General features: G+C 70.4%; 22 protein-coding genes and 2 pseudogenes. 14 read left to right on the forward strand and 10 right to left on the reverse strand.

Translation table 11 applies throughout. From position 1 onward, the window contains the following. Positions 1–133: 133 nt before the first annotated feature. Together ACFYV1_RS00485 and ACFYV1_RS00490 are read right to left on the reverse strand one after the other, a co-directional pair. The gene (locus tag ACFYV1_RS00485; RefSeq protein WP_389393115.1) at positions 134–817 is read right to left on the reverse strand and encodes a potassium channel family protein; all 684 of its coding nucleotides are present in this window, start codon (positions 815–817) and stop codon (positions 134–136) included. Beyond that, on the reverse strand, positions 817–1,485 hold the full coding sequence (locus ACFYV1_RS00490) for a potassium channel family protein (protein ID WP_389393116.1): 669 nt from the start codon (positions 1,483–1,485) through the stop codon (positions 817–819). Before ACFYV1_RS00490 ends, ACFYV1_RS00485 begins: the two co-directional genes overlap by 1 nt. Positions 1,486–1,679: 194 nt before the next feature. On the opposite strand from ACFYV1_RS00490, the gene ACFYV1_RS00495 reads away from it, so the two are divergent. Beyond that, complete coding sequence (locus ACFYV1_RS00495) at positions 1,680–3,728, forward strand: APC family permease (RefSeq protein ID WP_389393117.1); 2,049 nt, start codon at positions 1,680–1,682, stop codon at positions 3,726–3,728. Positions 3,729–3,803: 75 nt separating this feature from the next. Next, positions 3,804–5,132, forward strand: coding sequence for a class I SAM-dependent RNA methyltransferase (locus ACFYV1_RS00500; protein ID WP_389393118.1), 1,329 nt, complete (start codon positions 3,804–3,806; stop codon positions 5,130–5,132). Between the two features lie 465 nt (positions 5,133–5,597). Here ACFYV1_RS00500 and ACFYV1_RS00505 read toward each other — a convergent pair. Continuing rightward, a pseudogene (locus ACFYV1_RS00505) lies at positions 5,598–5,831 on the reverse strand (IS701 family transposase); the annotation flags it as partial. Positions 5,832–5,996: 165 nt separating this feature from the next. Between ACFYV1_RS00505 and ACFYV1_RS00510 the strand changes: the two are divergent. Beyond that, complete coding sequence (locus ACFYV1_RS00510) at positions 5,997–6,491, forward strand: nucleotidyltransferase domain-containing protein (RefSeq protein ID WP_389394530.1); 495 nt, start codon at positions 5,997–5,999, stop codon at positions 6,489–6,491. 304 nt (positions 6,492–6,795) lie between these two features. Here ACFYV1_RS00510 and ACFYV1_RS00515 read toward each other — a convergent pair whose 3' ends face one another. Then, the gene (locus ACFYV1_RS00515) at positions 6,796–7,464 is read right to left on the reverse strand and encodes a nucleotidyl transferase AbiEii/AbiGii toxin family protein (protein WP_389394531.1); all 669 of its coding nucleotides are present in this window, start codon (positions 7,462–7,464) and stop codon (positions 6,796–6,798) included. Between the two features lie 5 nt (positions 7,465–7,469). Beyond that, complete coding sequence (locus ACFYV1_RS00520) at positions 7,470–7,862, reverse strand: hypothetical protein (RefSeq protein ID WP_389393119.1); 393 nt, start codon at positions 7,860–7,862, stop codon at positions 7,470–7,472. Between the two features lie 970 nt (positions 7,863–8,832). Here ACFYV1_RS00520 and ACFYV1_RS00525 point away from each other — a divergent pair. Continuing rightward, positions 8,833–9,162 carry a hypothetical protein gene (locus ACFYV1_RS00525; protein ID WP_389393120.1) on the forward strand — a complete coding sequence of 110 codons (330 nt, stop codon included), beginning with the start codon at positions 8,833–8,835 and terminating at the stop codon, positions 9,160–9,162. Positions 9,163–9,277: 115 nt separating this feature from the next. On the opposite strand, the gene ACFYV1_RS00530 is transcribed toward ACFYV1_RS00525, so the two are convergent. Continuing rightward, entirely contained in the window at positions 9,278–9,565 is a 288-nt protein-coding gene (locus tag ACFYV1_RS00530) for a transposase (protein WP_389394532.1), read from the reverse strand. Between the two features lie 120 nt (positions 9,566–9,685). Between ACFYV1_RS00530 and ACFYV1_RS00535 the strand changes: the two genes are divergently transcribed. Both ACFYV1_RS00535 and ACFYV1_RS00540 read left to right on the forward strand, forming a co-directional pair. Beyond that, positions 9,686–10,546: a helix-turn-helix domain-containing protein gene (locus ACFYV1_RS00535; RefSeq protein WP_389393121.1), complete on the forward strand. Its 861-nt coding sequence runs from the start codon at positions 9,686–9,688 to the stop codon at positions 10,544–10,546. Between the two features lie 53 nt (positions 10,547–10,599). Further along, the gene (locus ACFYV1_RS00540) at positions 10,600–11,670 is read left to right on the forward strand and encodes a methyltransferase (protein WP_389393122.1); all 1,071 of its coding nucleotides are present in this window, start codon (positions 10,600–10,602) and stop codon (positions 11,668–11,670) included. A 377-nt stretch (positions 11,671–12,047) separates the two neighbouring features. On the opposite strand, the gene ACFYV1_RS00545 is transcribed toward ACFYV1_RS00540, so the two are convergent. The 3 genes and pseudogenes from ACFYV1_RS00545 to ACFYV1_RS00555 all read right to left on the reverse strand — a co-directional run bounded on the left by ACFYV1_RS00545 (position 12,048) and on the right by ACFYV1_RS00555 (position 15,374). After that, positions 12,048–12,851, reverse strand: a complete 804-nt coding sequence (locus ACFYV1_RS00545; protein WP_389394615.1) for a hypothetical protein — start codon at positions 12,849–12,851, stop codon at positions 12,048–12,050. Positions 12,852–12,930: 79 nt separating this feature from the next. After that, positions 12,931–13,377 (reverse strand): annotated as a pseudogene (locus ACFYV1_RS00550) (MFS transporter); the annotation flags it as partial. Further along, positions 13,374–15,374 (reverse strand): ABC transporter ATP-binding protein, encoded by a 2,001-nt coding sequence (locus tag ACFYV1_RS00555; protein ID WP_389393123.1) that lies wholly within the window; start codon positions 15,372–15,374, stop codon positions 13,374–13,376. The gene ACFYV1_RS00555 and the pseudogene ACFYV1_RS00550, both read right to left, overlap by 4 nt. 400 nt (positions 15,375–15,774) lie before the next feature. Here ACFYV1_RS00555 and ACFYV1_RS00560 point away from each other — a divergent pair, with 400 nt between their 5' ends. The 6 genes from ACFYV1_RS00560 (at position 15,775) to ACFYV1_RS00585 (ending at position 21,547) form a co-directional block, all read left to right on the forward strand. Next, complete coding sequence (locus ACFYV1_RS00560) at positions 15,775–15,933, forward strand: hypothetical protein (protein WP_389393124.1); 159 nt, start codon at positions 15,775–15,777, stop codon at positions 15,931–15,933. A 648-nt stretch (positions 15,934–16,581) separates the two neighbouring features. After that, on the forward strand, positions 16,582–18,159 hold the full coding sequence (locus tag ACFYV1_RS00565) for an ABC transporter substrate-binding protein (protein WP_389393125.1): 1,578 nt from the start codon (positions 16,582–16,584) through the stop codon (positions 18,157–18,159). Beyond that, entirely contained in the window at positions 18,141–19,271 is a 1,131-nt protein-coding gene (locus ACFYV1_RS00570; RefSeq protein WP_389393126.1) for an ABC transporter permease, read from the forward strand. The genes ACFYV1_RS00565 and ACFYV1_RS00570 overlap by 19 nt, the downstream gene beginning before the upstream one ends. Continuing rightward, on the forward strand, positions 19,268–20,125 hold the full coding sequence (locus ACFYV1_RS00575) for an ABC transporter permease (RefSeq protein ID WP_389393127.1): 858 nt from the start codon (positions 19,268–19,270) through the stop codon (positions 20,123–20,125). Before ACFYV1_RS00570 ends, ACFYV1_RS00575 begins: the two co-directional genes overlap by 4 nt. Before the next feature lies 1 nt (position 20,126). Further along, positions 20,127–20,927: an ATP-binding cassette domain-containing protein gene (locus ACFYV1_RS00580; protein ID WP_389393128.1), complete on the forward strand. Its 801-nt coding sequence runs from the start codon at positions 20,127–20,129 to the stop codon at positions 20,925–20,927. After that, positions 20,924–21,547, forward strand: a complete 624-nt coding sequence (locus ACFYV1_RS00585) for an ABC transporter ATP-binding protein (RefSeq protein WP_389393129.1) — start codon at positions 20,924–20,926, stop codon at positions 21,545–21,547. The genes ACFYV1_RS00580 and ACFYV1_RS00585 overlap by 4 nt, the downstream gene beginning before the upstream one ends. Before the next feature lie 884 nt (positions 21,548–22,431). Here ACFYV1_RS00585 and ACFYV1_RS00590 read toward each other — a convergent pair. Then, positions 22,432–22,875 (reverse strand): Fur family transcriptional regulator, encoded by a 444-nt coding sequence (locus tag ACFYV1_RS00590; protein WP_389393130.1) that lies wholly within the window; start codon positions 22,873–22,875, stop codon positions 22,432–22,434. Between the two features lie 158 nt (positions 22,876–23,033). Between ACFYV1_RS00590 and ACFYV1_RS00595 the strand changes: the two genes are divergently transcribed. Continuing rightward, positions 23,034–23,732 carry a choice-of-anchor M domain-containing protein gene (locus tag ACFYV1_RS00595; RefSeq protein WP_389393131.1) on the forward strand — a complete coding sequence of 233 codons (699 nt, stop codon included), beginning with the start codon at positions 23,034–23,036 and terminating at the stop codon, positions 23,730–23,732. Positions 23,733–23,808: 76 nt separating this feature from the next. After that, positions 23,809–25,539, forward strand: a complete 1,731-nt coding sequence (locus ACFYV1_RS00600) for a choice-of-anchor M domain-containing protein (RefSeq protein WP_389393132.1) — start codon at positions 23,809–23,811, stop codon at positions 25,537–25,539. Positions 25,540–25,547 lie beyond the last annotated feature (8 nt).

Genomic DNA, 25,547 nt, shown 5'->3' on the forward strand with positions numbered 1-25,547 from the left:
CGGGGGGGGGGGGGGGGGGGGGGCGGGGGCCGGGGGGGGGGGGGGGCGCCCCCCCCGGGGCGGGGGGGGGGCCCCCCCCCCCCGGGGGGGGGCCCCCCCCGCGATGCCGGGGCACGGTGCGCCCCGAGGCTGATCAGTCCGAAGAGAGTGGGCCCTCACGGCGGACGGACAGCAGATCTTCCAGCTGCTCCTCCCGTGCCTGCGCCGCCACGAACAGCAGCTCGTCGCCCGCTTCGAGGGTCTCCTCGACACCAGGCGTCAGCACCCGGGAGCCACGGATGATCGTGACCAGGGACGTGTCCTCTGGCCACGCCACGTCGCCGACCTGCGTCCCCGCCAGGGCCGACTCCGGCGGCAGCGTCAGCTCGACGAGGTTGGCGTCGCCGTGGCTGAAGCGCAACAGCCGTACGAGATCGCCGACGCTCACGGCCTCCTCGACCAGCGCCGACATCAGGCGCGGCGTGGAGACGGCGACATCGACACCCCAGGACTCGTTGAAGAGCCACTCGTTCTTGGGGTTGTTGACCCGCGCGACGACCCGCGGCACCCCGTACTCGGTCTTGGCGAGCAGCGACACGACCAGGTTGACCTTGTCGTCGCCGGTCGCCGCGATCACCACGTTGCAGCGCTGCAGGGCCGCCTCGTCGAGGGAAGTGATCTCGCAGGCGTCGGCGAGCAGCCACTCGGCCTGCGGCACGCGCTCGACCGAGATCGCGGTCGGCGCCTTGTCGACGAGGAGTACCTCGTGCCCGTTCTCCAGCAGCTCGCCCGCGATGGAACGGCCCACCGCACCGGCGCCCGCGATTGCGACACGCATCAGTGACCGCCCTCCTCAGGACCTTCCGTGAAGGCCTCCTCGACCTTCGCGATCTCGTCCGTGCGCATCATCACATGCACAAGATCACCCTCCTGGAGCACGGTCTGCGAGGTCGGCAGGATCGCCTCGCCCAGCCGGGTCAGGAACGCGACCCGCACGCCCGTCTCGTCCTGGAGGCGGCTGACCTTGTGGCCGATCCACGCCGGCGACGTGTACACCTCGGCCAGCTGCACCCCACCGCTCGGATCGCGCCACAGCGGCTCTGCCCCGGAGGGCAGCAGCCGCCGCAGCATCTGGTCGGCGGTCCAGCGGACGGTGGCGACCGTCGGGATGCCCAGCCGCTGGTAGACCTCGGCGCGCCGGGGGTCGTAGATACGGGCGGCCACGTTCTCGATGCCGAACATCTCGCGCGCCACCCGCGCCGCGATGATGTTGGAGTTGTCGCCGCTGCTGACGGCGGCGAAGGCGCCCGCGTCCTCGATGCCCGCCTCGCGCAGGGTGTCCTGGTCGAACCCGACCCCGGTGACGCGGCGGCCGCCGAACCCGGACCCCAGACGGCGGAAGGCGGTGGGGTCGCGGTCGACGACGGCGACCGTGTGCCCCTGCTGCTCCAGGGTCTGCGCGAGAGCGGCTCCCACTCGCCCGCATCCCATGATGACGATGTGCACGACCGTCCTTCCGGCTCTGTGTGTGCGGCACCAGCGGTACCGGTCCTTGAGGCACTACAGGGTCTCAGACCACGGGGCCGACGCGGTACGCACGGTCCGCCGGAAGGGGCTCCGCGCAGCAGTCGCGTTAAGATCCCGCAGATAGTGCCTCGCTGGTTGGGTCTGGCTCATATCGAGCGCTTACGATCCTCAGCGTGTCCAAACTGACCGACGTTCCCAAACGGATTCTGATCGGCCGGGCGCTGCGCAGTGAAAAGCTGGGGGAGACCCTCCTCCCGAAACGCATCGCCCTTCCCGTCTTCGCTTCCGACCCCCTGTCCTCTGTGGCATACGCGCCGGGCGAAGTCCTGCTGGTCCTGTCCATCGCGGGTGTGTCGGCGTACCACTTCAGCCCGTGGATCGCGGTCGCCGTCGTGGTGCTGATGTTCACGGTCGTCGCCTCCTACCGGCAGAACGTGCACGCCTACCCGAGCGGCGGCGGCGACTACGAGGTCGCCAACACCAACCTCGGCCCGAAGGCCGGGCTGACCGTCGCCAGCGCCCTCCTCGTCGACTACGTCCTCACGGTGGCCGTGTCGATCTCCTCCGGCGTGGAGAACCTCGGCTCCGCCATCCCGTTCGTCGTGGAGAACAAGGTCGCCTGCGCCATCGGGATAATCGTCCTGCTCACGCTGATGAATCTGCGGGGAGTGAAGGAGTCGGGCAAGCTTTTCGCGATTCCGACGTATGTCTTCGTGGCCGGCGTTTTCATCATGATCGGCTGGGGCGCTTTCCAGGGAATCGTCCTCGACGAGACCATGCGCGCACCGACCGCCGACTACGAGATCAAGCCGGAGCATGAAGGACTCGCGGGCTTCGCCCTCGTCTTCCTGCTGCTGCGCGCGTTCTCCTCCGGCTGTGCGGCGCTGACCGGCGTGGAGGCCATCAGCAACGGCGTCCCCGCCTTCCGCAAGCCCAAGAGCCGCAACGCCGCGACAACACTGCTGATGATGGGCGCCCTGGCCGTCACCATGTTCTGCGGCATCATCGGACTGGCCATGGCCACCGACGTCAAGATGGCCGAGTTCCCCGCGAAGGATCTGATCGCGAACGGCGTCCCGGTCGGACCCGACTACGTCCAGCACCCGGTGATCTCCCAGGTCGCGGCAGCCGTCTTCGGCGACGGCACCTTCTTCTTCGTCCTGCTGGCCGCCGCCACCGCCCTGGTGCTCTTCCTCGCGGCCAACACCGCGTACAACGGCTTCCCGCTGCTCGGCTCGATCCTCGCGCAGGATCGCTACCTGCCACGCCAGCTGCACACCCGGGGCGACCGGCTCACCTTCTCCAACGGCATCGTGCTGCTGGCGGGCGCCGCGATCCTGCTGGTCTGGATGTACGGAGCCGACTCCACCAAGCTGATCCAGCTGTACATCGTCGGCGTCTTCGTCTCCTTCACCCTCAGCCAGACCGGCATGGTGCGGCACTGGAACCGGCATCTGAAGACCGAACGCGACAAGGCCAGGCGCCGCCACATGATCCGCTCCAGGGCGATCAACACCTTCGGCGCCTTCTTCACCGGCCTGGTGCTGGTCGTCGTGCTCGCCACCAAGTTCACGCACGGCGCGTGGGTGGCGCTCCTCGGCATGGTGATCTTCTACGGGACGATGTCCGCGATCCGACGGCACTACGACCGGGTCGCCGAGGAGATCGCCGCACCGGACGAGCCCGGCGAGGACAGCGTCCGGCCCTCCCGCGTCCACGCGATCGTGCTCGTCTCCAAGGTCCACCGGCCGACCCTGCGCGCCGTGGCCTACGCCAAGGCGATGCGCTTCGACCGGCTCGAGGCGATCAGCATCAGCGTCGACCCCGTGGAGACCAAGGCGCTGCAGAAGGAATGGGAACGCCGCGGCATCAACGTCCCGCTCAAGATCCTCGACTCCCCGTACCGCGAGATCACCCGCCCCGTCATCGAGTACGTGAAGGGGCTCCGGAGCGAGAACCCGCGCGACGTCGTCAGCGTCGTCATCCCCGAATACGTGGTCGGCCACTGGTACGAGCACATCCTGCACAACCAGAGCGCGCTGCGCCTGAAGGGCCGACTGCTGTTCACCCCCGGTGTGATGGTGACGTCCGTGCCCTACCAGCTGGTGTCCTCCGAGGCCGCGAAGCTGCGGGCCAGGAAGCGCCAGGACTGGAACGCCCCCGGCTCTGTGCGCCGCGGACCGGTGGACCGGCGGCCGAAGGAGCCGAGCGGCAAGGTCTGAGGCACGTCCCGGCGGACGTAGACTGGTGGGTCGTTGTCCTGCCGTACCCCCCTTGATCTCTGGAGTCACCCCACCATGCAGAACGCATCTGAGTCCTCGCTGGTCGGGCAGGAGTACGAGGTCGAGGTCGGCCCAGTCGCGCACGGCGGTCACTGCATCGCCCGCACCGGGGAAGGGCGTGTGCTCTTCGTACGGCACACGCTCCCCGGCGAGAAGGTCGTCGCCCGCGTCACCGAGGGCGAGGAGGGCTCCCGTTTCCTGCGCGCCGACGCGGTGCGCGTGCTCGAGCCCTCCAAGGACCGGGTCGAGGCGCCCTGCCCGTACGCCGGCCCCGGCAAGTGCGGCGGCTGCGACTGGCAGCACGCCAAGCCGGGCGCCCAGCGCCGCCTCAAGGGCGAGGTGATCGCCGAGCAGCTCCAGCGCCTGGCGGGCCTCACCCCGGAGGAGGCCGGCTGGGACGGCACCGTCATGCCGGCCGAGGGCGACAAGCTGCCGCCCGGCCAGGTCCCGCAGTGGCGCACCCGCGTCCAGTACGCCATCGACGATGCCGGACACGTCGGCCTGCGCCGCCACCGCTCCCACGAGGTCGAGCCGATCGAGCACTGCATGATCGCCGCACAGGGCGTGAGCGAGCTCGGCATCGAGGAGCGCCTCTGGGAGGGCATGGCGACCGTCGAGGCCATCGCCGCCTCCGGCTCCGGCGACCGGCAGGTCGTCCTCACCCCGCGCCCCGGCGCCCGGCTGCCGCTCGTCGAACTCGACAAGCCCGTGTCCGTGCTGCGGGTCGACGAGAAGGACGGCGGCGTGCACCGGGTCCACGGCCGCGCCTTCGTACGCGAGCGCGCCGACGATCGCACCCACCGGGTGGGCAACGGCGGCTTCTGGCAGGTCCACCCGCAGGCCGCCGACACCCTGATGCGCGCCGTGATGCAGGGACTGCTGCCCCGCAAGGGCGACATGGCCCTCGACCTCTACTGCGGCGTCGGCCTCTTCGCGGGCGCGCTCGCCGACCGGGTGGGCGACAAGGGCGCGGTGCTCGGCATCGAGACCAGCAAGCGCGCGGTGGAGGACGCCCGCCACAACCTCCAGCAGTTCGACCGTGTGCGCGTCGAGCACGGCAAGGTCGACACCGTCCTGCCGCGCACGGGCATCGACAGCGTCGACCTCATCGTCCTCGACCCGCCCCGCGCGGGCGCCGGCAAGCAGACGGTCCGGCACCTCGCCGGCCTCGGCGCCCGCCGCATCGCCTACGTCGCCTGCGACCCGGCGGCGCTGGCGCGCGACCTGGCGTACTTCGCGGAGGCGGGCTACAAGCCGCGGACACTGCGGGCGTTCGACCTGTTCCCGATGACCCACCACGTAGAGTGCGTGGCGATTCTGGAGCCTAGCGCAAAGGGGCTCTGACCTGCGGCTTTCTTGGGCTTTCCGGCTGTGGTCGGTGGTGCTCGACCTGTTTCCCGAAGTTCACCGCGTGGAGCCTGTGTGGGTAGCCGCCACGTGGCTCACCTGTGGTTTCGCAGCGGGAGCGTGAGTCCAGAACCCTCTGCTCAACTCCGTCAGAGACGGATTCGGGAAATGTCTTGACGCTCGTTCGACGCTGTTTCTGACGGAGTGTGAGGTGGTCGTCCTGGGACCAGATGGCGCGGGTCAATCGACTTTTCGGGCTCAACCCGTCGAGTAGCGCGTTAGTACTCCAGTGCGGTTTCGTGATCTATCCCGTGGGTTCGCTGACGGCCCGTCGTTGGTAGTGGCTGCGTCGGGCTGTTGCCTGATGGCGTCGGCGCCAGTTGGACCAGTGCAGCAGCCTGGTCGCGGTCACGGCTGGTGGACGGAGGACAGCGGCAAGCAGTTGGCGGATCTCCGGGACGGTCAGCTTGATCGGATCGCGGCTGCGGGTGGGTGGTGCGGGTCGGCGGACCGCTGTGGTGCCGATGTGGCGGCGAGGGCGGTCAGGAAGGCCAGGGTGAGCATGGCGAGGGTGATGTGCCGGTGCCACGAGGTCCAGTGCCTGACCTGGTAGCGATCGAGTCCGACCTGGCCCTTGGCGGCCTGGAAGCATTCCTCGACGCTCCAGCGGGTGCCGGCGACGCGTACCGGCTCGGCCCGGGTGACCGTGGTGGGTGACCAGCACAGGTAGTGCCGCATCAGACAACGTTCGCCCGCTCTGTGGGGGACAAATGATGTGCTGGGCAAACCGGTTGCTGCGTAACCTGCCTGGCTATGGATATGGGACGTGCTGATCGACAGCTCCGCTTGATCGCTGAGGCCATGGAGGTCGCCGGGGCTCTTGGGGTCGCGGTGTGGCTTCGCGGTGGATGGGCCATGGATTTCTTCCTCGGCGAGATCACGCGAGACCATGAGGACGTCGACTGGTTCGCTTGGGCGGACGATGCAGGGGCCCTGGCGGAAGGCTTGCTGCTGCACGGCTATCAACCGGTCCCAGGGCCGCCGCCTGAGTTGCAGCTCGATTTCGTCAAGGACGGTCTGGACAACAGCTTTACGCTCCTGGACCGGGATACGGCCGGCCGTGTGGTGGTTGCCGGGGGCCCCTGGGCCGGTGCGCCCTGGCCTGAGGGAATGCTCGATGCGGGGCCGGGCCGTATCGGTGCTCTGCAATGTGCGATCGTCAGTCCGCCGGCCCAGATTGCAATCAAACGGATGATGCCCATCTGGGATCCCTCCCGGCCTCGACGGACCAAGGACGCCGAGGACATCGCCCGGCTGGAGGCGGCCCTCCGTGCACGCGGCAAGCGGCCTGAGTGAGGTTCTTGCGTCCGTGGCTGTGCCGTGCAAGGACACAGCGGCTCTACCCACCGGGCCTACTGAAGGAGCTCACTAGTCGGAATCCTCTGAGGGGCTCGCCCAATGAGGTCGGACGCATCTACTTGGCCCTCGACTCTGAGGAGAAGCGGTTCATCGTGAACCATGTGGGACTGCACCTGTAGCTGGTCCAGGCGGGCACCTTGCATCCGTGGGCACTCATGGTGCCCACCCTGGCACTGTAGGGTACGGCGGAATTCAGCTCGCAAGCCCTGCAGTCTCACCGCGAGCCCTCATTTGGAGGTGATCAGTCGATGTCCGGATCATCGGCCTCTTCGAGGAGACGGGCCGCGAGGTCGTCGGCCCACTCCACGGCCCATGCGCGGAGAGCGGTGATGGTGGCGTCATCGAGGCCATAGGTGGCGAAGGCTTCGTCGTCGGTCCACTCGGCGCCTGTGAGGTTCGACTGCAGATCCTCGTGCTCGAAGCGGCCGCGGGCGTGGCGGCGGCCGAACTCCTCGAGCTCGGCACTGGTCCAGCGGCGGGAGGCTGCGAACACGTCGATCAGGTCGCGGGGCGCTCCGCGGTCGGCGAGGGCACGGACCTTGGTCCCGATCACATCCTCCTCCGCGAGGACGGGCCCGTACGCGCTCTGGGCGACTGGCCGCCAGAAGATTTCCTTGAGGATGTCGACTTCGCATTCCTGTCCAGTGGCCGGATCGGTCACGGTGAAGCGGGCGGACAGCGGGGCGGTCTCCAGCGCGTGCACCTTCCAGCCGCGGGCTTCCAGGCCGACGTGGAGCGTGGTGGCGATGTCGGCCATGGGCGCCGGGTTCTCGGTGGCGACATCGAGGTCCTGGCTCGGGCGGTCCACTAGGCGGTGCGCACGCACGGCATATCCACCGGTGAGGACCAGGGGATACGGGGAACCGAGCGCGATCACATCCGCCAGCAGCCGCGCGTGCAGCTCCGGCATGTCCGTCACGCGGCCGCCCGGGTGCGCGCGGCGAGCTCGTGGAAGGCGTCCTCCCATACGGCGCGCACGGTGCGGCCAACGAGGGTGCGCAGCACTGGCCACAGACGGAGGAGCAGGTCGTGGTTGAGGTAGCGGGGCAGGTCGTCGCACAGGCCCTCGTGCAAGAGGGTGCGGTACAGGCCCATACGCTGGCGCGGCTTGCCCAGGTCGTACGAGGTCATCCCGGACCAGGCCAGGTGCAGCGGCAGATCCACGACACCGTGGGTCGGCCCGCGCAGCTGGTCCAGCGACTCCGGCAGACGGCGACGGAACTTCTCCCGGTACAGCGCGAGGTCCTCGGCGTCGGCTCCCGAGACGTCCCTTGGGGTGGGTGCGGGGTGCTGTGGGCTGGAGGGCATGACTCCATTATGGCGGCCGGAGACGTCGCGAGTGTCGCGATGAGCGAGTCGGAGTCCGGAGCGAGTGGGGACGGATCTCCTGGTGAGCTGGTTGCCGCAGTCTGCTATTCCGTGAGCGGTGCTGACTCCTGGCAGTTCGCCGGGCGCTGATCCCGTCCTCGGGGCGCCGCGCGGTCGTCCCGCAGAAAGCGACAAGATCCGCAGAGCTCTTGATCAAGGTGGACGCGCCTGCCGTGCCGAGGGTGGGTGCGTCCGGCCAGTCGTGACGCTCATTTGACGCTCTGGGCACCCTCACGCTGCTCAGCGAGCCGAGAAAGCTGCCCTGACCTGGTCTTTTTCATGACTCGCTCAGGGTGACCCCTTTTCGATGACCCACCATGTCGAGTGTGTCGCGATCCTTGAGCCTGCTGAAAAGGGCCGCTGACCTGAAGGTTCGGCGAGTGTGCATTATGGGCGCCACGTGCGTCACGGGCGATGTCTTGATGGATATCGGACGCACGTGACGCACGTTTGACGAGTTGTCACGCGAGGACGGGCGCCTCTTGCAAGGTGTGACGAGCCTCGCTGCCAATGGCGTGAGCCGGAACGTGTGATCGCCACCCATGGGCGGAAGCAGGCTCCTCCTGCAAGCATGCGGAGCGAGCCACAGGGGGACACACGGTGACCGATGACGCCGGCGTGCTGCCCAAAGCCGGCAGCCAGATCACCATCGATGGTCACCTGGTGACTGTTGCCATGGCTACCTCCACGCCGAGTGGCTGTGATCTTGTGATCCGTCACGGGAACGGGTCGCCGGCCGACGCGGCGATTCATGTGGCAAGAGTTGCGCCCTCCTCTGCCCATGGACCACGACCCCTTTGAGTGGCTCCTTGTCGGTCCTCGCACTCCTACCCGGGCGAGCGGGCGTTCGTCATGGGTCTGGGTGAAGGCCGGGACGTGAAGGTCACCGTGATGGACAGGGCCGCACTGGATGATCGCCTCGCTGCGCGTACCGATGCTGCACCTGTTTGATGACTCGGCTCCCGCGAAGCTCGCGTATCAATTCGATCTTGCCGGGCTCAGTCCTGCAAAGGCGCTGAAGGTGCTGCGGCTGTGCCGGCGCCTTTCGGTCGGCGCCGACGACGGGCCCGCCGTCGGCGAGTCACTTCGCAGCGGCCGCGTGTCGGAGGCGATCGTCGTGCTGCGCCCCGCCAGGGGCGAGTACTACCGCATGTTCCTGACCGACTCACCCGACGACGGTATGCTCCTCAGCCTTTGCCCACTGGGCCTCGACGGCTATCCCGACCCTCGCCAGTCGTGATGTCGCATTGACCGCTCACCGGTAGGTGCCGTACGACCGTGGCCGGCCGGCGGTCGCGTCAGGGGACCGTGCCGGTACGACAGCGTCACATCCGGGCCTCTCACCCCCCACTCGCCTAGGTACCGGCTGTGCGCTCCCCCGATCGGCATCCAGGCGGCGAAGCCCTGATCCGACTGCTGCCTGTTCGAGCGGGCACCGACGGCGATGAGGGAGGTCTCGCTCCGAGGTAGTTCGCCTTCCATGACCCGAAGTGCTCAGGCAGGTCTATCCACGGCGTACCGGTGCGGTACTTGAACGCGATCGCGTCGATCACCTGCCGGTGATCCCGCCACCGCCCTCCCCGCTTCGGAGTCCGGTCCGGCAGCAACGGCTCGATCCTCGCCCACTGGGCGTCAGCCGATATCGGACATCAACCAACGATCAGACGATCCGAAGAAAACTCCCTGGCCGCTTGGGGCTCCGCGCGTCGGCCCGCGGAACTTTTTTCCAAGACGGAGCGGCCCGGGTCCGTCAGGGTGGGGGCATGCACAGCGACGAAGTGGATGCCGAGGCCGTGGCCGTGGTCGTGGACCATGGTTCCGACGGCGACCATGCAGCCGACAGCGGGTGGGAAGTAGTGCGGCCCGGCGGCGCCCCTGCCGTTCCCGGTGTCCGGATGGCTGGCTTCCGGGATCGCGTCGGCCAGGCACTGGACCTGCGGGTGCTGCCCCAGCCTGCCGTGGTCGTCGTCATCGGCCTGGGGAACGATCCGTTCACGGTCGAAGGCGGCACCGCGCAACGACCCTCGACGAGCCCGAGCCCTCATCCCAGCCTGGTCGCGTCGTTGTCGCCCGGTCCCACGCGGATCCACGGCCGGGACGTCGAGTGCATCGAGATGTGCCTGTCGCCCGGCACCGCTTACGCGCTGCTGGGTGTGTCGCCTCACGAACTGGAGGGGGCGGTCGTCGGCCTGGAAGACCTGTGGGGGCGGCAGGAACGGCAGTTCCGCGAACGGGTGGCCGCCGCCACCACGTGGCAGGAACGTTTCACGTTGGTCAGCGAGTTCCTCACCCGCCGGGCCGCCCGGGGCCGGTCGATGACACCCGAGGTCGCCGGTGTGTGGGACACCATCGTGGCGCACGGGGGCCGGGTACGGGTCGACGACCTCGCCGCGTCCTGCGGGTGGAGCCGCAAGCGGCTGTGGTCCCGGTTCAGTGCCCAGATCGGCCTCACACCCAAGCGCGCCGCCATGCTCGTCCGCTTCGACCAGGCCGCCCGGGCCCTGCGCGCGGGTGGCAACGCCGCGGACATCGCCCTGGCGCACGGATACGCCGACCAGTCCCACCTCCACCGCGACGTCCTCGCTTTCGCCGGGTGCACGCCCGCTGCCCTGGCCGGCCTCTGACCCGTACCCCCGAACACCACAGCCACCCATCCCGACGAGGAAGGAAGTCATCGGTGAGCACCATAGACACAGCTGCTGCCCAAGAGCCCATGGCCGACCGAGGTCTGATCGTCCAGCTCGCCTTCGGCAGCATGGCCTCGCAGACCTTGCGCGCCGCATTGCGGCTCGGAGTCTTCGACCTGATCGGCGACGGCCGGCGGTCGGCCGGCGAGGTAGCCGCCGACGCAGGAGCCGAACACCAACCCATGACGAGGCTGTTGCGCGCCCTCGCCGGCCTGGGCCTGATGGAGGAGCACGAACCCGACGCGTTCTCAGTGACTGCCGCCGGCGCCCTTCTCGATTCCGCCCGCCCCGACTCGCTCGTCTCGTTCGTCCGGATGTTCACCGACCCGGCGATCGTGCGGGCCTGGGACGGCCTGGACAGCAGCGTCCGCACCGGCGGCATCGCGTTCGACGCCGTCTTCGGCACCGACTTCTTCAGCCATCTCGGCCGACACCCCGAGCTGTCCGCCGACTTCAACGCGGCGATGAGCCAGGCCTCCGAGGAGACGGCCGCCGTGCTGCCGCACGCCTACGACTTCGGCCGCTTCACTTCGATCACCGACGTCGGCGGCGGCGACGGAAGCGTCCTGGCCGGCATACTCGCCGCGCACCCGGCGCTCACCGGCGTCCTCCACGACACCAACGACGGCCTGGCCCAGGCACCGAAGACGCTTGACCGGCACGGGGTGGCGGACCGCTGCTCCCTGGCCGCAGGCGACTTCTTCCGCTCCGTGCCCGGCGGCTCGGACCTGTACCTGATCAAGAGCGTCCTGCACGACTGGTCGGACGATCAAGCGGTCACGATCCTCGGCCACTGCCGCGAGGTACTACAGCCCGGCGGCCACGTCCTGATCGTGGAGCCGGTGCTTCCCGAAGTCGTCGGTACCGGCGCCGCTGCGCACGCCGCAGACGGCGGGATCACTTACCTCAGCGACCTCAACATGCTGGTGAACCTGGGCGGGAGGGAACGTACCCGCAAGGACTTCGAAGAGGTGTGCCACCGCGCGGGACTGTCCGTCGTGTCGGTGACCCCGCTGCTGGAGGCGGCCCCCTTCTACCTGATCGAGACCATGGCCTGCTGACCACGAGCACGCACCGGGGCAGGGCCGACTGACCCGCAGGACACGGCCCGCGGGCGCCCGCTGGACCGGCGGCGGTGGCGCCGCGAACGGCCGTGGCCGTCTGCAGGGCGGCGGGCCACCGTTCCGGGTGCCTGCGGTGGCCCGTTCGTCGGCACTGCGGCACACCGCGGTATGCGACGCGGACGCACGTGTTCCGCTGGAGCCGGTGGCCATGCCGACGGTCGTTCCAGGACGAAAGGGGCCCCGGCCGGCGTGCCGGACGGCCACGCCCCAAGATCCATATGGAGCTCAAGCAGCGGCGCGGCCTGGCCACCCGTTATGACAAGGCCGTCATCATCTACCTCGCCGGACTCCATCTCGCCGCCGTCGGCATCTGGTTAGCAAGGTGATCCGAAGGAAACGGCCCAGCGCTGGATCGCTGCTCCTTGGCTGTATCGGTCCAAGCGCTGCGGCAGGTCGGCGGTCATGCCCATCGTGCTCGACATCGCCGTCATGGCGCCCCCGGACCGGACGCCGGCGACCCGGCCGAGGATCGGCTCGCCCTCGTGCTGGACGGACACGCTGATCCCGCTGTGGAGAAGACCCGGCAACTCCTCCCGGTCGTCGGGCCGTACCCAGTCCAGCAGCTCCCGGCGCGGCGGCTCGTGGGGGATGCTGCGCCGTACGTACGCCTGCGGCATCAACGTCTCGCGCGGCAGGGCAAGGAGCGCATCGAGCACCGGCCCGGGGCCAAGGTCACCGGCCTCTTCGAGGCGGGCGACCATCTCCGCCCGTGCGGCCGCGAATTGTGGATCCGGCGCGGCGGGGGAAGGTGTTGCTGTGCACGGTTCGGGGAGCGCGGTGGCGGTCGGCCCCGCTTCCGCACCACCGGTGTTGGGCTGCGTCACGGCAAACCTCCGTCCATCGAGCCCTCCGCGGCGGGCGCGGACCCCGGCGCGGGTACGGTCGGCCCGGCTGCGGCAGGCGGTTGACCCATGGTGGGGTTCGTGCCCGCCGGTGCCAGGCGGAGGGGCAGGCATCTGCCGCAGGGCGCGCAGCGGCGAACGGGCCAGGACCACAAGGGGGACGACGAGCAGGCAAGCACTGGCGACCCGCGCGGCGCGTACGCCGACCCGCGTGCCGAGCCCGCCGGCGAGCAGCGCGCCCAGCGGCCGGGCGCCGGAGGTCAGCCAGGTGCTCACGGCCTGCATCCGGGCCGGTCGCGGCGATCGCGAACAGGCTCCCGATGCGGCTGTTGCTCCGCTGGATCAGGGACCGGTCGACCAGCGTCGGCAGCAGGCTGATCGCCGCCGCGTCGTGCACTCCGCCCGCGGCACCCTGAACCGCGGCGAGGACCATGAGCTGCGCCAGGGTCAGTGCGTCGAGGGCCGCGGCCACCGGTACCGTCGCCAGCGCCGTGGCGCTGACCAGGTCACCGGTGATCATCTGCCGTCGCTCTGCACGCCGGTCGGCGAGCGCACCGGCGTGCAGAGCGAGCAGTGCGGGCGGCAGTTGCCCCCAGAACGCCGGCCAGGCCACCTGGCCGGGCGTCGCGTCGAGCTCGATTACGGCGAGCATCGGGATGGCCATCGAGTTGATCGAGCTGCCGGCCACGCCGGCGGTCCGGCCGGTGAGGTACCGCCGGAAGTCGCGGTGCCGCCACAGCGACGTGGACGAGCGGCCCTCATCGGGCCCGGTGAGCGGGGGAGCGGTGGTCGAGGGGTTCACCGGCCCGCCTCTTCGGCCGTGGCGGTGCCGGACCGGTAGCCGCTGGCCTGCAGGGTGAACATGGCGGCGTAGTCGCCGCCCCTGCGCATCAGCTCGTCGTGAGATCCGGATTCGACGATGCGGCCGCTGTCGAAGACCAGGATGCGGTCGCAGTCGACGACGCTGGCGAGCCGGTGGGAGATCAGCACCGTGATCTGGTCGGTACGCAGTCGGCCGCGCAGCACGGCCTCGTACACGGCGTGCTCGGACGGCGGGTCCATGCTCGCCGTCGGCTCGTCCAGGAGCAGCAGCGGCGCCGCCTTGTACAGGCCCCGGGCGACGGCGATCTTCGCCCACTGCCCGCCGGAGAGCTGCTGTCCGCCCTTGAACCGTTTGGACAGCAGCGTCGTCCACTGAGCGGGAAGTGCGGCGATGACCCCGTCGGCTCCCGAGGCCCGCGCGGCGGCCAAGGCGCGCTGGGGCTCGGCCTCGGTGAGCGTGCCGGTTCCGGCGGTGATGTTCGACAGCGCGCTGAAGGGGAACCGCACCGGGTCCTGCAGCACACAGGCGACCTGCCGGTGCAGCGACTTGGCGTCCATCTGGCGTACGTCGGTGCCGTCCCAGCTCACGCTGCCCTTCTGCGGCACGTACAGACCGGCCAGCACCTTGGCGCAGGTCGACTTCCCCGATCCGTTGAGGCCGACGAGTGCCACCGTCTCCCCGGCGCGGAGGGTGAAGGAGACGCCGTCGAGCGCCGGGGTGTCCTTGCCGGGGTAGGTGAAGTGGACGTCCTGGACGGTGATCTCCCGCACCTTCTCCGGTGCCCGCGCCTCGGCCGCTCGGGGAAGGCGACGGCGGCTGCTCTCCTGGACGGCGAGGAGGTCGTCGACCCACAGGGCGTGTTCGTAGACGAGGTGGGCGATCTCGATGAGCTGGGTGAGGGAGGACCGTCCGGACTGGATGGCCAGGACGGCGCCGGCCCCGGCGGCGAGGGGAAGCCACCCGGTGATCAGCATGGCGGCGAGCGCGGCGTACGTGATGCCGGTGCCGACTCCGCCCACCGCTCGGCCGGCGAGGTTGATCAGGGCCGCGTTCACGCCCAGGCGGGTGTCCTCTTCTGCGATCTTGACGGTCAGTCGGCGGTGCTCGTCCAGCAGGGCGTCCTGGGCGGTGTCGGAGCGCAGCTCCGCGGCCGCGTCCACGTCGAGCAGCAGCCAGGAGAAGACCCGGACGCGGCGTTGCAGCGCGTTCCAGCGCTTGAAGGAGTGGAAGCGGGCCCGTGCGCTGTGCACGGCGGCCGCCCCCACTGGCAGGACGGACAGCAGCAACAGCGGGAGCAGGGCGGGGTGGAGGATGCTCAGGACGCCGGCGGTGCCGATGAGGCCGAGGGCCGCGGAGGCCAGGGAGACGACCTGCCCCACGATCATCCGGGCGTAGAAGAGCCCGCGGTCGTTGGCGCGGTGCACCTCGTCGTGCCAGTGGGCGTCCTCGACGGCCTCGAGCCGTACGTGCGCGGTGAGGCTCAGGAACTCGCATTCGAGCGCGGTGCGGATCTTGGGCGTGACGCGTGCCTGGGCCAGCGAGACGGCGGCCTCCAGCAGGGCACGGGCGGCGAGGAAGCCCGCGACGAGGAGGATCTGCGGGATGGCCGCGCGTACGCGGTCGGGCGTGGGGCCCTGGGCGAACAGGTGCTGGAGGACTCCGACCGAGGCGATCAGTCCGAAGGCGGCCATGGCGGCCGAGGCCAGTTGGCAGACGACGGCCGTGACGGTGGAGGCGCGGTCCGCCTGCCAGGCGAGCCGCCCGATCAGGGCGGTGATCCTGGGCAGGCGCACCAGGACCTGGCGCACCGTGGCGCCGGCGGCGGCGCCGTCGTGGACGGACCAGTACGCCTCTTCCATCGCGTCGGTCATGTCGCCGTCCTCCGGCCCGGCGGACACAGTCGTCGGCGGCAGGGGCAGCGGGGCGGACCGCGGTCCGGGCACGTTGTCGGATGCCGCATCGGTCGGCTCGCTCATGCCACCCACCCCGTATCCGGTCGTGTCGAGCGGAGTGAGGCTTCAGCGAGGGGGTCAACGGAGCGCTCTCCCGTGCACGGGATCTTCGTCGGCGGCGGAGGAGAAGCGTCGCCGTCCTGTTCGAACTTGCGTGTGCCCGCTGTGCTCAATTGCGGTCCCCCATCTTGATCTGTGTGCCTTGCGCGACGACATCGAGGTCAACGACGTGGACCGCGATATCGAACACACGTGTTTGAGACGATGCCGAAACCCCGAGATGGAGCGCTTGAGGTCGTGTGTAGGACCCACGGACCCTTGTTCGGCCCAGCCGCCCGCCGATGCCCCGGTGGCCGACACGCCGACATTGGATACGCCTGTGACACTTGGGTTTTCGGGGCCCGCGGCCGGGGGCCCGGCCGACTTGGCCACGGTCCACGCCCGCGCCGCCGGCCGGTTCGCCCGGATCGCCGAGCCGGTCGCCCGGGTCGAGGGCGGAGAACTGGCCGAGCGGCTGCGTGCCGACCATGCTGCGGTCGCGCCCCGGCTGCCGCCGGAGAGCCGGCGGGCGAGACCGTCCTGACCCCCTGACCCGAGCGACGCCGGCACCGACCCGGTAAGCATGAACTGGCGTTCCCGGGTGGCCGGTTCCCTGTGGACCAGGGAGGTGCAACCGCCGTCGGCAAGGTGCTCGGCCGGCAGCAACCCGCGGCGTTCCAGGCGGGTTTGGACGCCGTGCAGGGCCTGGGCTCGTACGAGGCCGCAGGGGTGACTGTCCGTGACGGCACATTCGTCGACGGCCACCCTGCCCTGTTCGTGCACATGGACTTCCGTGACCCCGCTCACCCTGCGCTGACCACCACCGGCCCTCGACGGGCGAAGGTCGGCCCGTCCAAGGCCCTGCTGCCAGAGGGCTCCAGGGAGATGTCCGTTCGCGCCGGTGTCCGTCGCGGAGAGCCGGGGCGCAGCGCGGGCGCTGTTTTCCGCCAGATGCAGAGGGCGCCCTCCGTGTGGGGGAGGGGGCCTGAGCCGGTCAGGGACCCAACGGGAAGATGACAATCGTTTTCATGTACAGTTTCGGCCACGATCATCCCTCTCGCAGCGGCGGCCCCGGGCCGGCCGCTGCATTCCTGTAGGAGCGAATGTGCGCCCGCGCCCAACCCCAGCCCGCCCTTCTCGTCGCCCCCGCCGCAGCACCTGGGCGGCCGCGGCGCTCGTGACGACGCTGGCCATGACCGCGCTGACCGCCTGCGGCTCCGGCGGCGGCCCGCAGGGGTCGAGCGGCCGAGCCGGAAGCACCTCCCTGACCCTGGCCGTCGGTGACATATCGGGCGGCGAGTTCGACCCGGTCAAGGGGTGGGGGACCCGCCCGGCGCAGATCCGGCCCATCCACAGCTCCCTGCTGAAGGTGAACGCGGCGCTGGAGTTCGAGGGCGACCTGGCCACGGGGCACACCGTGTCCGAGGACGGCCTGGTCTGGAATCTGCCCCTGCGGAAGGACGCCGAGTTCTCCAACGGCGAGCCCGTCACCGCGCACGACGTCCGGTTCACCTACGAGTTGCTCAAGAAGGAAGGAGTCCGGTTCGACCTGGACTTCGTCAACGGCATCCGGGCCGTCGACGAGTACACGGTCGAGTTCACCCTGAGCGCGCCCCGGTCCACGTTCGTGAGCCAGCTCACCGAGATACCGATCCTCCCCCGGAAGCACTACGGCAAGGACTACTCCGCCAACCCGATCGGCTCCGGCCCCTACCGGGTCGCCGACTACCAGGACGGCCAGCAGCTGATCCTGGAGCGGAACCCGCACTGGTACGGAACCGCCCCCCAGTTCGACAAGCTGACCTTCCTCTTCCTCGCCGAGGACGCCGCCCTGGCCGCGGCGCGCGCCGGCAAGGTCGACGTCCTCTACGTGCCGCCGACCTTCGCCGGGCAGAAGCTGCCGGGGATGTCCCTCAAGCGCTACGAGAGCGTCGACTCGCGCGGCCTGTCGCTGCCCACCCAGCCGTCGGGGAAGTCGGGCAGGATCAACGGCAAGGACGTCGCGGTGGGCAACGACGTGACCGCCGACCCGGCGATCCGCAAGGCCCTCAACATCGGACTGGACCGGGAGGCGATCGTCGACGTCGCCCTCCAGGGCCACGGCCGCCCGGCCTACTCGCTCGCGGACACCCTCCCGTGGTTCAACGGCGAGACCGTCTTCAAGGACGGCGACGTCAAGGGGGCGAAGGAGCTCCTGACCGCGGCCGGTTGGGCCGACCGGAACGGCGACGGCGTCCTGGACAAGGACGGCCGGCCCGCCTCCTTCACCCTGCTCCACCCGGCCGACGACAACCTCCGCAGCGACCTCGCCCTGGTCGTCAGCGAGCAGGCGCGCGCACTGGGTATCGACATCAAGGTCAAGGGCAGCAGCTGGGACGGCATCTACGCCGACGGCAAGGCCAACGCCGTGACCTGGGGCGGCGGCCGGCACCACCCGCACCAGATGTACGAGATGTACGCCACGGACGAGCACAACATTGGCTACAACAACATGCCGCACTACTCCAACGCTCGCGTCGACGCGGCCATGAAGCGCGCCCTGGCCGCCACCACACAGGAGGAGGCCAACTCCTGGTGGAAGAAGGCGCAATGGGACGGCACCGGCGGCTTCGCCGGTGCCGAGGGAGACGCGCCGCTGGTGTGGCTGGCGCGGATCGACCACCTCTACTTCGTCGCCGACGGGCTCGACCTCGGCAAGCAGCCCGTGCACGCGCACGGCCACGAGTGGGCCCTGTTCAACACCATCGCGGATTGGCGCTGGAACCGGTGAGCGGCACCTCCGACATCGCACCCCCGGCCCGCCCCCTCGACACCGCGCCCCCGGCCCGCCCCCTCGACACCGCGCCCCCGGCCGGCGCACCCGCACGGCACACACCCGACCCCGGCACCGGCAAGCCGCGCCGGGGCGGGCGCCTCGCCCGCGTCGTCGCCGTACGCGCGGCACGCCTGGTCGGCCTGCTGTTCGGTGTCTCGCTCCTCGCGTTCACCCTGGTGTACCACTCCCCGGTCGACCCCGTCGCCGCGTACATCGGCGCCGAGGCGAGCCCCACCGACGAGCAGATCGCCCGGCTGCGGGAGTACTGGGGGCTGGACCGCTCCTTCGCCGAGCAGTACCTGGCCTGGGCGGGCGCCGTCCTCCAGGGCGATCTGGGAACCTCCAAGGTCTACCAGGCACCGGTCCTCGACGTCATCGCCGACCGGTTCATGATGTCGCTCGCCCTCATGGGCGTCGCCTGGCTCGTCTCCGGAATCCTCGGCTACACCCTCGGGGTCGTCGCCGCCATGCACCGCGGCCGCCTCCTCGACCGCCTGATCCGCTGGTACAGCTACACCCTGGCGTCGGCGCCGACCTTCTGGCTCGCCATCATCCTGCTGACCGTCTTCGCCGTCGTCCTGGGCTGGTTCCCGGTCGGCCTGGCCGGCCCGCCCGGCGTACCCGAGGCGCAGGTGACGGTGGCCGACCGCCTCCACCACTTCGTGTTGCCGGCCGCCACGCTGTCGGCGCTGGGCGTCGCCACGATCGCGATGCACACCCGCGAGCGGATGCTGGACGTACTCGACTCCGACTACGTCGCCTTCGCCCGGGCGCGCGGCGAACACGGCTGGCGCCTGTTCCGCAACCACGGGCTGCGCAACTCGATCATCCCGGCGCTCGTCATCCAGTTCGCCTACTTCAGCGAGCTCTTCGGCGGCTCAGTCCTGGCCGAGCAGGTCTTCGCCTACCCCGGCCTCGGCTCCACGCTGATCGACGCCGGCCTCGGCGGCGACGTGCCGATGCTCCTGGGCATCGTGCTGATCAGCTCGGCCTTCGTCTTCGTCGGCAACCTCGTCGCCGACATCGTCACCACCATGATCGATCCACGTACCCGGGACTCCCTGTGAAACGCCTGTCGCCGACCCAGCAACGCGCGCCCCGGCAGCGCAACCCGATTTCCGCGCTCGCACTCGCCGCCGTCACCGTGGCAGCGCTCGTCGTGCTGGTGATTGTCACCGCGGCACTGCTCGACGAGGCATCCCTGCGCCCGCGGGCCACCGATCGCCTGGCACCCCCGGGCCTCGACCACCTCTTCGGCACCGACTGGCTCGGCCGGGACGTCTTCACCCGCACCGTCACCGGCCTGCGGCTCTCCCTGGTGATCGGGGTCGCCACCTCGCTGCTCAGCGTCGTCGTGGCAACCGTGCTCGGGATCGCCGCCGCCCTTCTGGGCGGGTGGGTGGACGCGGTGATCTCCTGGCTGATCGACCTGTCCATCGGCGTCCCGCACCTGGTCTTCATGGTGCTGGTGGCGTTCTCCGCCGGCGGCGGCGTCCAGGGCATCGTGCTCGGTGTCGCGCTGACCCACTGGATGTCCCTGGCCCGGCTCATCCGGGCCGACGTCCTGCACCTTCGCCACTCGGACTACGTCCGCGCCTCCCGCGGCTTCGGGCACTCCTCGTGGTTCATCGCCCGGCGGCACCTCTTCGGGCAGGTGCTTCCGCAGGCCCTGGTCGGTTTCGTCCTCATGTTCCCTCACGTGGTGCTCCACGAGTCGGCCCTGACCTTCCTGGGCTTCGGGTTCTCCTCCCAGACGCCGGCCATCGGGATCCTGCTGCACGAAGGCATGCCGCACATCTCCAGCGGAACATGGTGGCTGGCGGTCTTCCCCGGCGCCTGCCTCCTCCTCGTGGTCTTCGCCTTCGCCCGGCTCGGCGACCGGCTGCGGGTACTGACCTCATCTCCGAGCCAGGGCGGCTGACATGACCGAACCTCTGCTTTCCCTCACCGACCTCACCGTGGGCTTCACCCAGTACACCGGACCGCTCGGACTGCGCGCGCGCACGACCCCGGCCGTCGAGGACGTCGCGCTGAGCGTCGCCTCCGGGGAGATCCTCGCGGTGATCGGCGCCAGCGGCTCCGGCAAGAGTCTGCTGGCCCACGCCGTCGTCGGAATCCTTCCGGCGGCGGCCACCGTGAGCGGTCGCATCGAGTACGCGGGCGAACCCCTCACCCCGGGCCGCCTCCAGCGGCTGCGCGGCCGTGAGATCTCCTTCATCCCGCAGTCGGTGAACTACCTCGACCCGCTCATGCCCGTCGGCCGGCAGGTGCGCCTCACTTTGCCGCGCGAACGGGCCGCGCGGATCCAGCGGGACCTGTTCACGCGGTACCAGCTCGACGAGGCGGTGTCCCGGCAGTACCCCCACGAGCTGTCGGGCGGCATGCTCAGACGCGTCCTGTTCACCACCAGCGTCACCGAGACGATGCGGCTGCTGATCGCCGACGAACCCACGCCCGGCCTGCATCCGGCAGCCCTCCAAGAAGTCCTCTCGCATCTGCGGTCCCTCGCCGACAAGGGCGCCGGCGTCCTGCTGATCACCCACGATTTGGTGTCCGCGGCCGCGATCGCCGACCGGGTCGCCGTGATGCGCTCGGGCCGTGTGGTCACCGTGGAATCGGCCGCCTCGTTCACCGGAAGCGGAGAAGCGATTCGGCACGAGTACGCCCGCCGTCTCTGGCGAGCCCTGCCCCAACACGACTTCTGGAAAGGCACCTCACGATGAGCCTCGACGGAACCGGCCTGGAGTACCGCGTTCCCGGCGGGCGCCGGCCGCTGTTCAGCGGACTCGATCTGCGCATCGAGCCCGGCCAGGTGGTCGGGCTGACCGGCCACAGCGGCCGAGGGAAGTCCACACTGGCCAGGATCCTCGCCGGACACACCGTCCCCGCCGCGGGCACCGTCCTCTGCGACGGACACCCGATCGGCGCGCCCGGGCCCCGCCCGGTGCAACTGGTGCAGCAGCACCCCGAGAAGGCGGTCAACCCGCGGTGGATCATGCGGTCCGTGGTCGCCGAGGCCTACGAGCCCGATCCGGCGCTCGCCGACCGTCTGGGGATCCGCCCCGAGTGGTACCGCAGGCGCCCGGGGGAGCTGTCCGGCGGCGAGCTCCAGCGGTTCTGCCTCCTGCGCGCGCTGGGCCCGCGGACCCGGTACCTGATCGCCGACGAGATGACGGCGATGTTCGACACGCTGACGCAGGCGGAGTTGTTCGCCGCCGTGATGGAGATCGTGGCCGAGCGCTCCCTCGGGCTGCTGGTGATCAGCCACGACGACCCGCTGCTGCGCCGGCTCTGCGACGAGATCGTGGCGATGCCCGAACAGCAGCCCGCCGCCGCGCCCTGACCGCCGCCGCACCGCCCGCCGTCACGCACGAGCCGTACGGTTTCGTCCGGAGCCCGGGGGATTTCGGCGGAAGCCCATGCCTTCCGAGGTCCGCCGACGGGTCGGATGCACGGCATGAGGGCGGCCCGCTGGGCTCCCGACGACGGCTTCACCCGCCCGTGTCCGGAGTGCAGCGCGGGCGCCGTGAATTGACGGACAATCAGGTCCGGGGCCGTCGTCGTCGCCGACGACCGGCCCGTCGATCAATCCGAAGTCGGGATCCCGTGGCCGTCTTCGCGTGACGTCCCTCAGGCTGTGCGCGCTGAGCGCAGGGAGCCACCCGGCCGACCGGGACACCGGACCCCGTCGGTTCCGGGCGCGTCGTGCCGACACGCCTTCGCGAGTGCGGGGAGTGAACGCGGCCCGTTCCTGTGGACGCCGCGCCGCTGCTCCGGATCCGCGAAACTGGTCCCGGATCCGCGAAAGCGGTCCCGCGTCCGGCTCAGCCGGTGTCGCGGATGCGAGGCGCAGGTGCTCGACCCATGTGATCCCGTGTCAGGTAGCCGGGGCCCCGTGGGGGCTGCTTCCCGGTTGGGTCCGCGCCGGCCCTGCGCATCGCTGTCGGCAGGAGGCCGGCGGGCGGCGGGAGGTGTCGGAAGGGTGTGCCTCGCGCCGGCGTGGCTGTGGCGCTGGTCTGCGCGGGGCTCGCCGCATCACGCGGGGGCTCCGGGGCCGGTCCGGCCGGTGGGGTCCTGTTCGCCCGACTTACGTGCTGCGGGCCCTTGTTGACCCCGCCCGCCCGGTCGGTCGCTCGTCGCGCCTGCCCGGCGTGTACGACAAAGTCGTTCGGTCCGCGGCGTCGGACGGGCGGCGAGTGTGTGGGCGGCCACGCCTGGCGCCCCTCTTCAGTACGTGGTCGCAGTCGGCGGGCGGCAGTCCGCGCAGACGCCCGTGAGCTCCAGCGTGTGGTCGATGTCGCTGAAGCCAGTCGCCGCCGGCACGTCGGCGAGCCAGCGTTCGACGACATCGGTGTCGACGGGATGGCTGCGGCCGCAGCTGCGGCACATCAGGTAGTGGCGGTGCGTGCCCGCGGAGCGCATGCGGTAGAGGCGCTCACCCGCCTCGTCGCGGACCACGTCGACCTGGTCGGCGCGTTCGAGTGCCTGGAGCGCGCGGTACACGGTGGTCAGTCCCGTGGTCACCCCCGTTGCCGCCAGCGACGCGTGCAGCGTCTTGGCCGAGACGAAGTCCGGCGCGCGGGTCAATGCGGCGTGCACGGCCTCGCGTTGGCGGGTCGTACGTCTCCACTCGCCGGGTCGTGTCCGCGGCCCGGATCCGGCCCGACTCACGGCATCTCCTTCGGTCTCCTCGTGACGAGGACGGGGCCTCGACAGAGTAGATGGAAATGAAATCCATCTGCAACATCTGTCCCGGTGCGGGTCTTCGAATGGGTCGTGGGCCGCGAGGTGGGACTTGCGCCAGCTAAATGAAAATGATTATCGTCATCATGTCCATGACAGGCATGGACATGATCCAGGGGGTTACTTTGCATACCCGTAAGCGTCTGATGACCGTCACCGGCGTCGCCGCCGCCGCGTTCGCCGTGGCAGGGCTCAACAGCTCCGCCTTCGCCGCGACCACGCTCTCCAGCGGTCACGTCGACGTCCTCGACGCGGAGTGGGACGGCGCCGCCTTCGCGCTGCACGTGCACGACGAGGCCAACGGCGTCGAGTACAGCCCGGCCGACGTCGCGTTCTCCGTGCCGGCCGCTGCCAAGACCGCGCGTCCGACCGGTACGCAGTACGGCTTCCTCGGCACCGGCGCCCAGGTCTGGGTCCTGCCGCAGGACGAGGCAACCGCCAACGCCAAGAACATCCTGTTCACCGGCATCTCCACCGAGCACCTTGCCTCGGGCGTGTTCGCCAACAACGCCGTGCAGTACAAGCTCGGCACGGTGACCCGCAACGGCGCCGCCACCGACGACTTCAGCGTCTACAAGGTCAACGGCTCGACCGTGGACCGCTACTACGACAGCGGCACCACCACCTCGTACAAGAACAAGACCTTCGCGATCGGCGGGCACGACCACGCCAACTGGGCCTTCGAGGAGGCCGGCACCTACAAGGTGAACTTCACCGTCACCGGCACCGTGAACGGCGTCGCGAAGTCGGCCACCGCCACGTACACCTTCACCGTCGCCAACTGACCTGTGTACCGACCGCGGTGACCCGCCCGTGTCCGCGGCGCGGGCGGGTCACCGCCTTGGCAAGGAAGGCAGGGCCATGAGCGTCCTGACACACGGCCGGCGCGCGGTCGCGGCGACCGCCGCGGCCCTGGCCGCCTCGCTGCTGGCCGCTGCGGCCGGTCTGGTCGCCGCGAGCAGCGGAACGGCCCACGCCGGAAGCGGTGCCGTCGTGCTCGCCCAGGGCGACATCGACTTCATGCCCCAACTCGCCGACGGCAGGCTCGACCTGCGGATCTCCGACCGCACGGGTGACGAGGCCGTGGTGCGCGAACCTTCGGACGTGGTGCTGCACGTGGTGCCGGAGGCGAAGGAATCGATCATCTCGCCGGTCAACCCCGTCCTCGGCGACGGACTGTACGGGTGGTTCCTCAACGGCCGTCACGCGCAGGACGTCTTCGCCCTGACGCCCGGCTGGACGGGCCTGACCGGGGCGCGGTCGGCGAAGGTCACGCTCGACCGTGCCCAGGGGGAGGGGCGGTTCGCGCTCTACACCTTCACCCAGGAGATGGAGTGGTCGGACCAGGAGCCGGTTCAGCACCTCAACAGCGACGACCCTGCCCTCCGTTCCTTCGCGCTGCCGCAGGGGCCCGACCGGCTCGTGCCCACGTGGGGCTTCGCCGCCGAAGGCGTCCACCGGCTCACTCTCACGGTGAGCGCGACGCTCGCCGACGGCACGACGGTCAGCGACACCGAGACTCTGGCCGTCGCCGTGGGCGCCACCGACCCGGCACAGGTACGGCCCGGGGACGGCTCCACCCCGGCGCCCACGACCGGTGCCCCGTCCACGTCCGCCCCGGCTCCCACCCCCACCTCTGCGACACCGACCGTCCCGGCACCGGCCGCACGGGTCATCGACGAGGGACACATCGACCTGGCCGCACGTCCGGTGGAGCCCGGGAAGCTCGCCTTCCAGATCAAGGAAGGCACCCCTCAGGACCCGCGGTGGCACGAGCCCGATGACGCCGTCATCCATGTCAAGCCCGCGGCCAAACGCCGGATCACCGAGGCGTACGACTTCCTCGGCAGGCCCGGAGACCCCGTGTGGTGGCTCCCGTCCAGCCAACTCGGTGGACTGGTGTGGCCCGGCTGGAACACCGAGGCCTTCCCCGCCTCCCAGGTGAAGGGCAGGGTCACCTTCCGGGTCGACTCGCTCCAGGGCCCCGGCACGCTCGCGATCGTCAACGACAACTCGCTGGACAGCAGCGTTCTCGTGAACAGCGGGGACGGGCTGCCCGACGCGTTCGAGCACACCGCCGGCAGCCACTCCCACTCCGCGTGGGCGTTCACCGAGGAAGGCGTCTACCGCACGACCTTCACGGTGGCCGCCACTCTCGCCGACGGCAGCAAGGTGAGCGACACCGCGACCATCGCCTGGGCCGTCGGAAGCACCGACCCGACGAAGGTGGAACCGGGGCGGGGAACCGAGCCCACCGCCCCTTCGACCACCCCGCCCGGCGGGTCACCGACCACCACCGCGTCCGTCTCCCCGCCCGTTCCCTCGCCTTCGTCCACCACGCCTGCCACCGGCGCCACCGGCGACCAGGGGGACACCTCCGGATCCGCCGGTGACACCGGAAGCGGCGGTGCCTCGAACGGCGGTGCCTCGAACGGCGGTCCGGCCGCCGCGTCGACGGGAGGAAGGCTGGCTTCCACCGGGAGCACCGCCCTGCTGCCGATCGGCCTGGCGTCAGCCGCGGCCTGTCTCGGAGTGGTGGCCTGCCTCGCCGCACGCCGCCGCCGCGAGGACCCGGCCGCCGCCGCCCACTGACCACCGGC

The sequence above is a fragment of the Streptomyces sp. NPDC003023 genome, from assembly GCF_042888225.1.
In the GTDB taxonomy this organism is placed as follows: Bacteria; Actinomycetota; Actinomycetes; order Streptomycetales; family Streptomycetaceae; genus Streptomyces.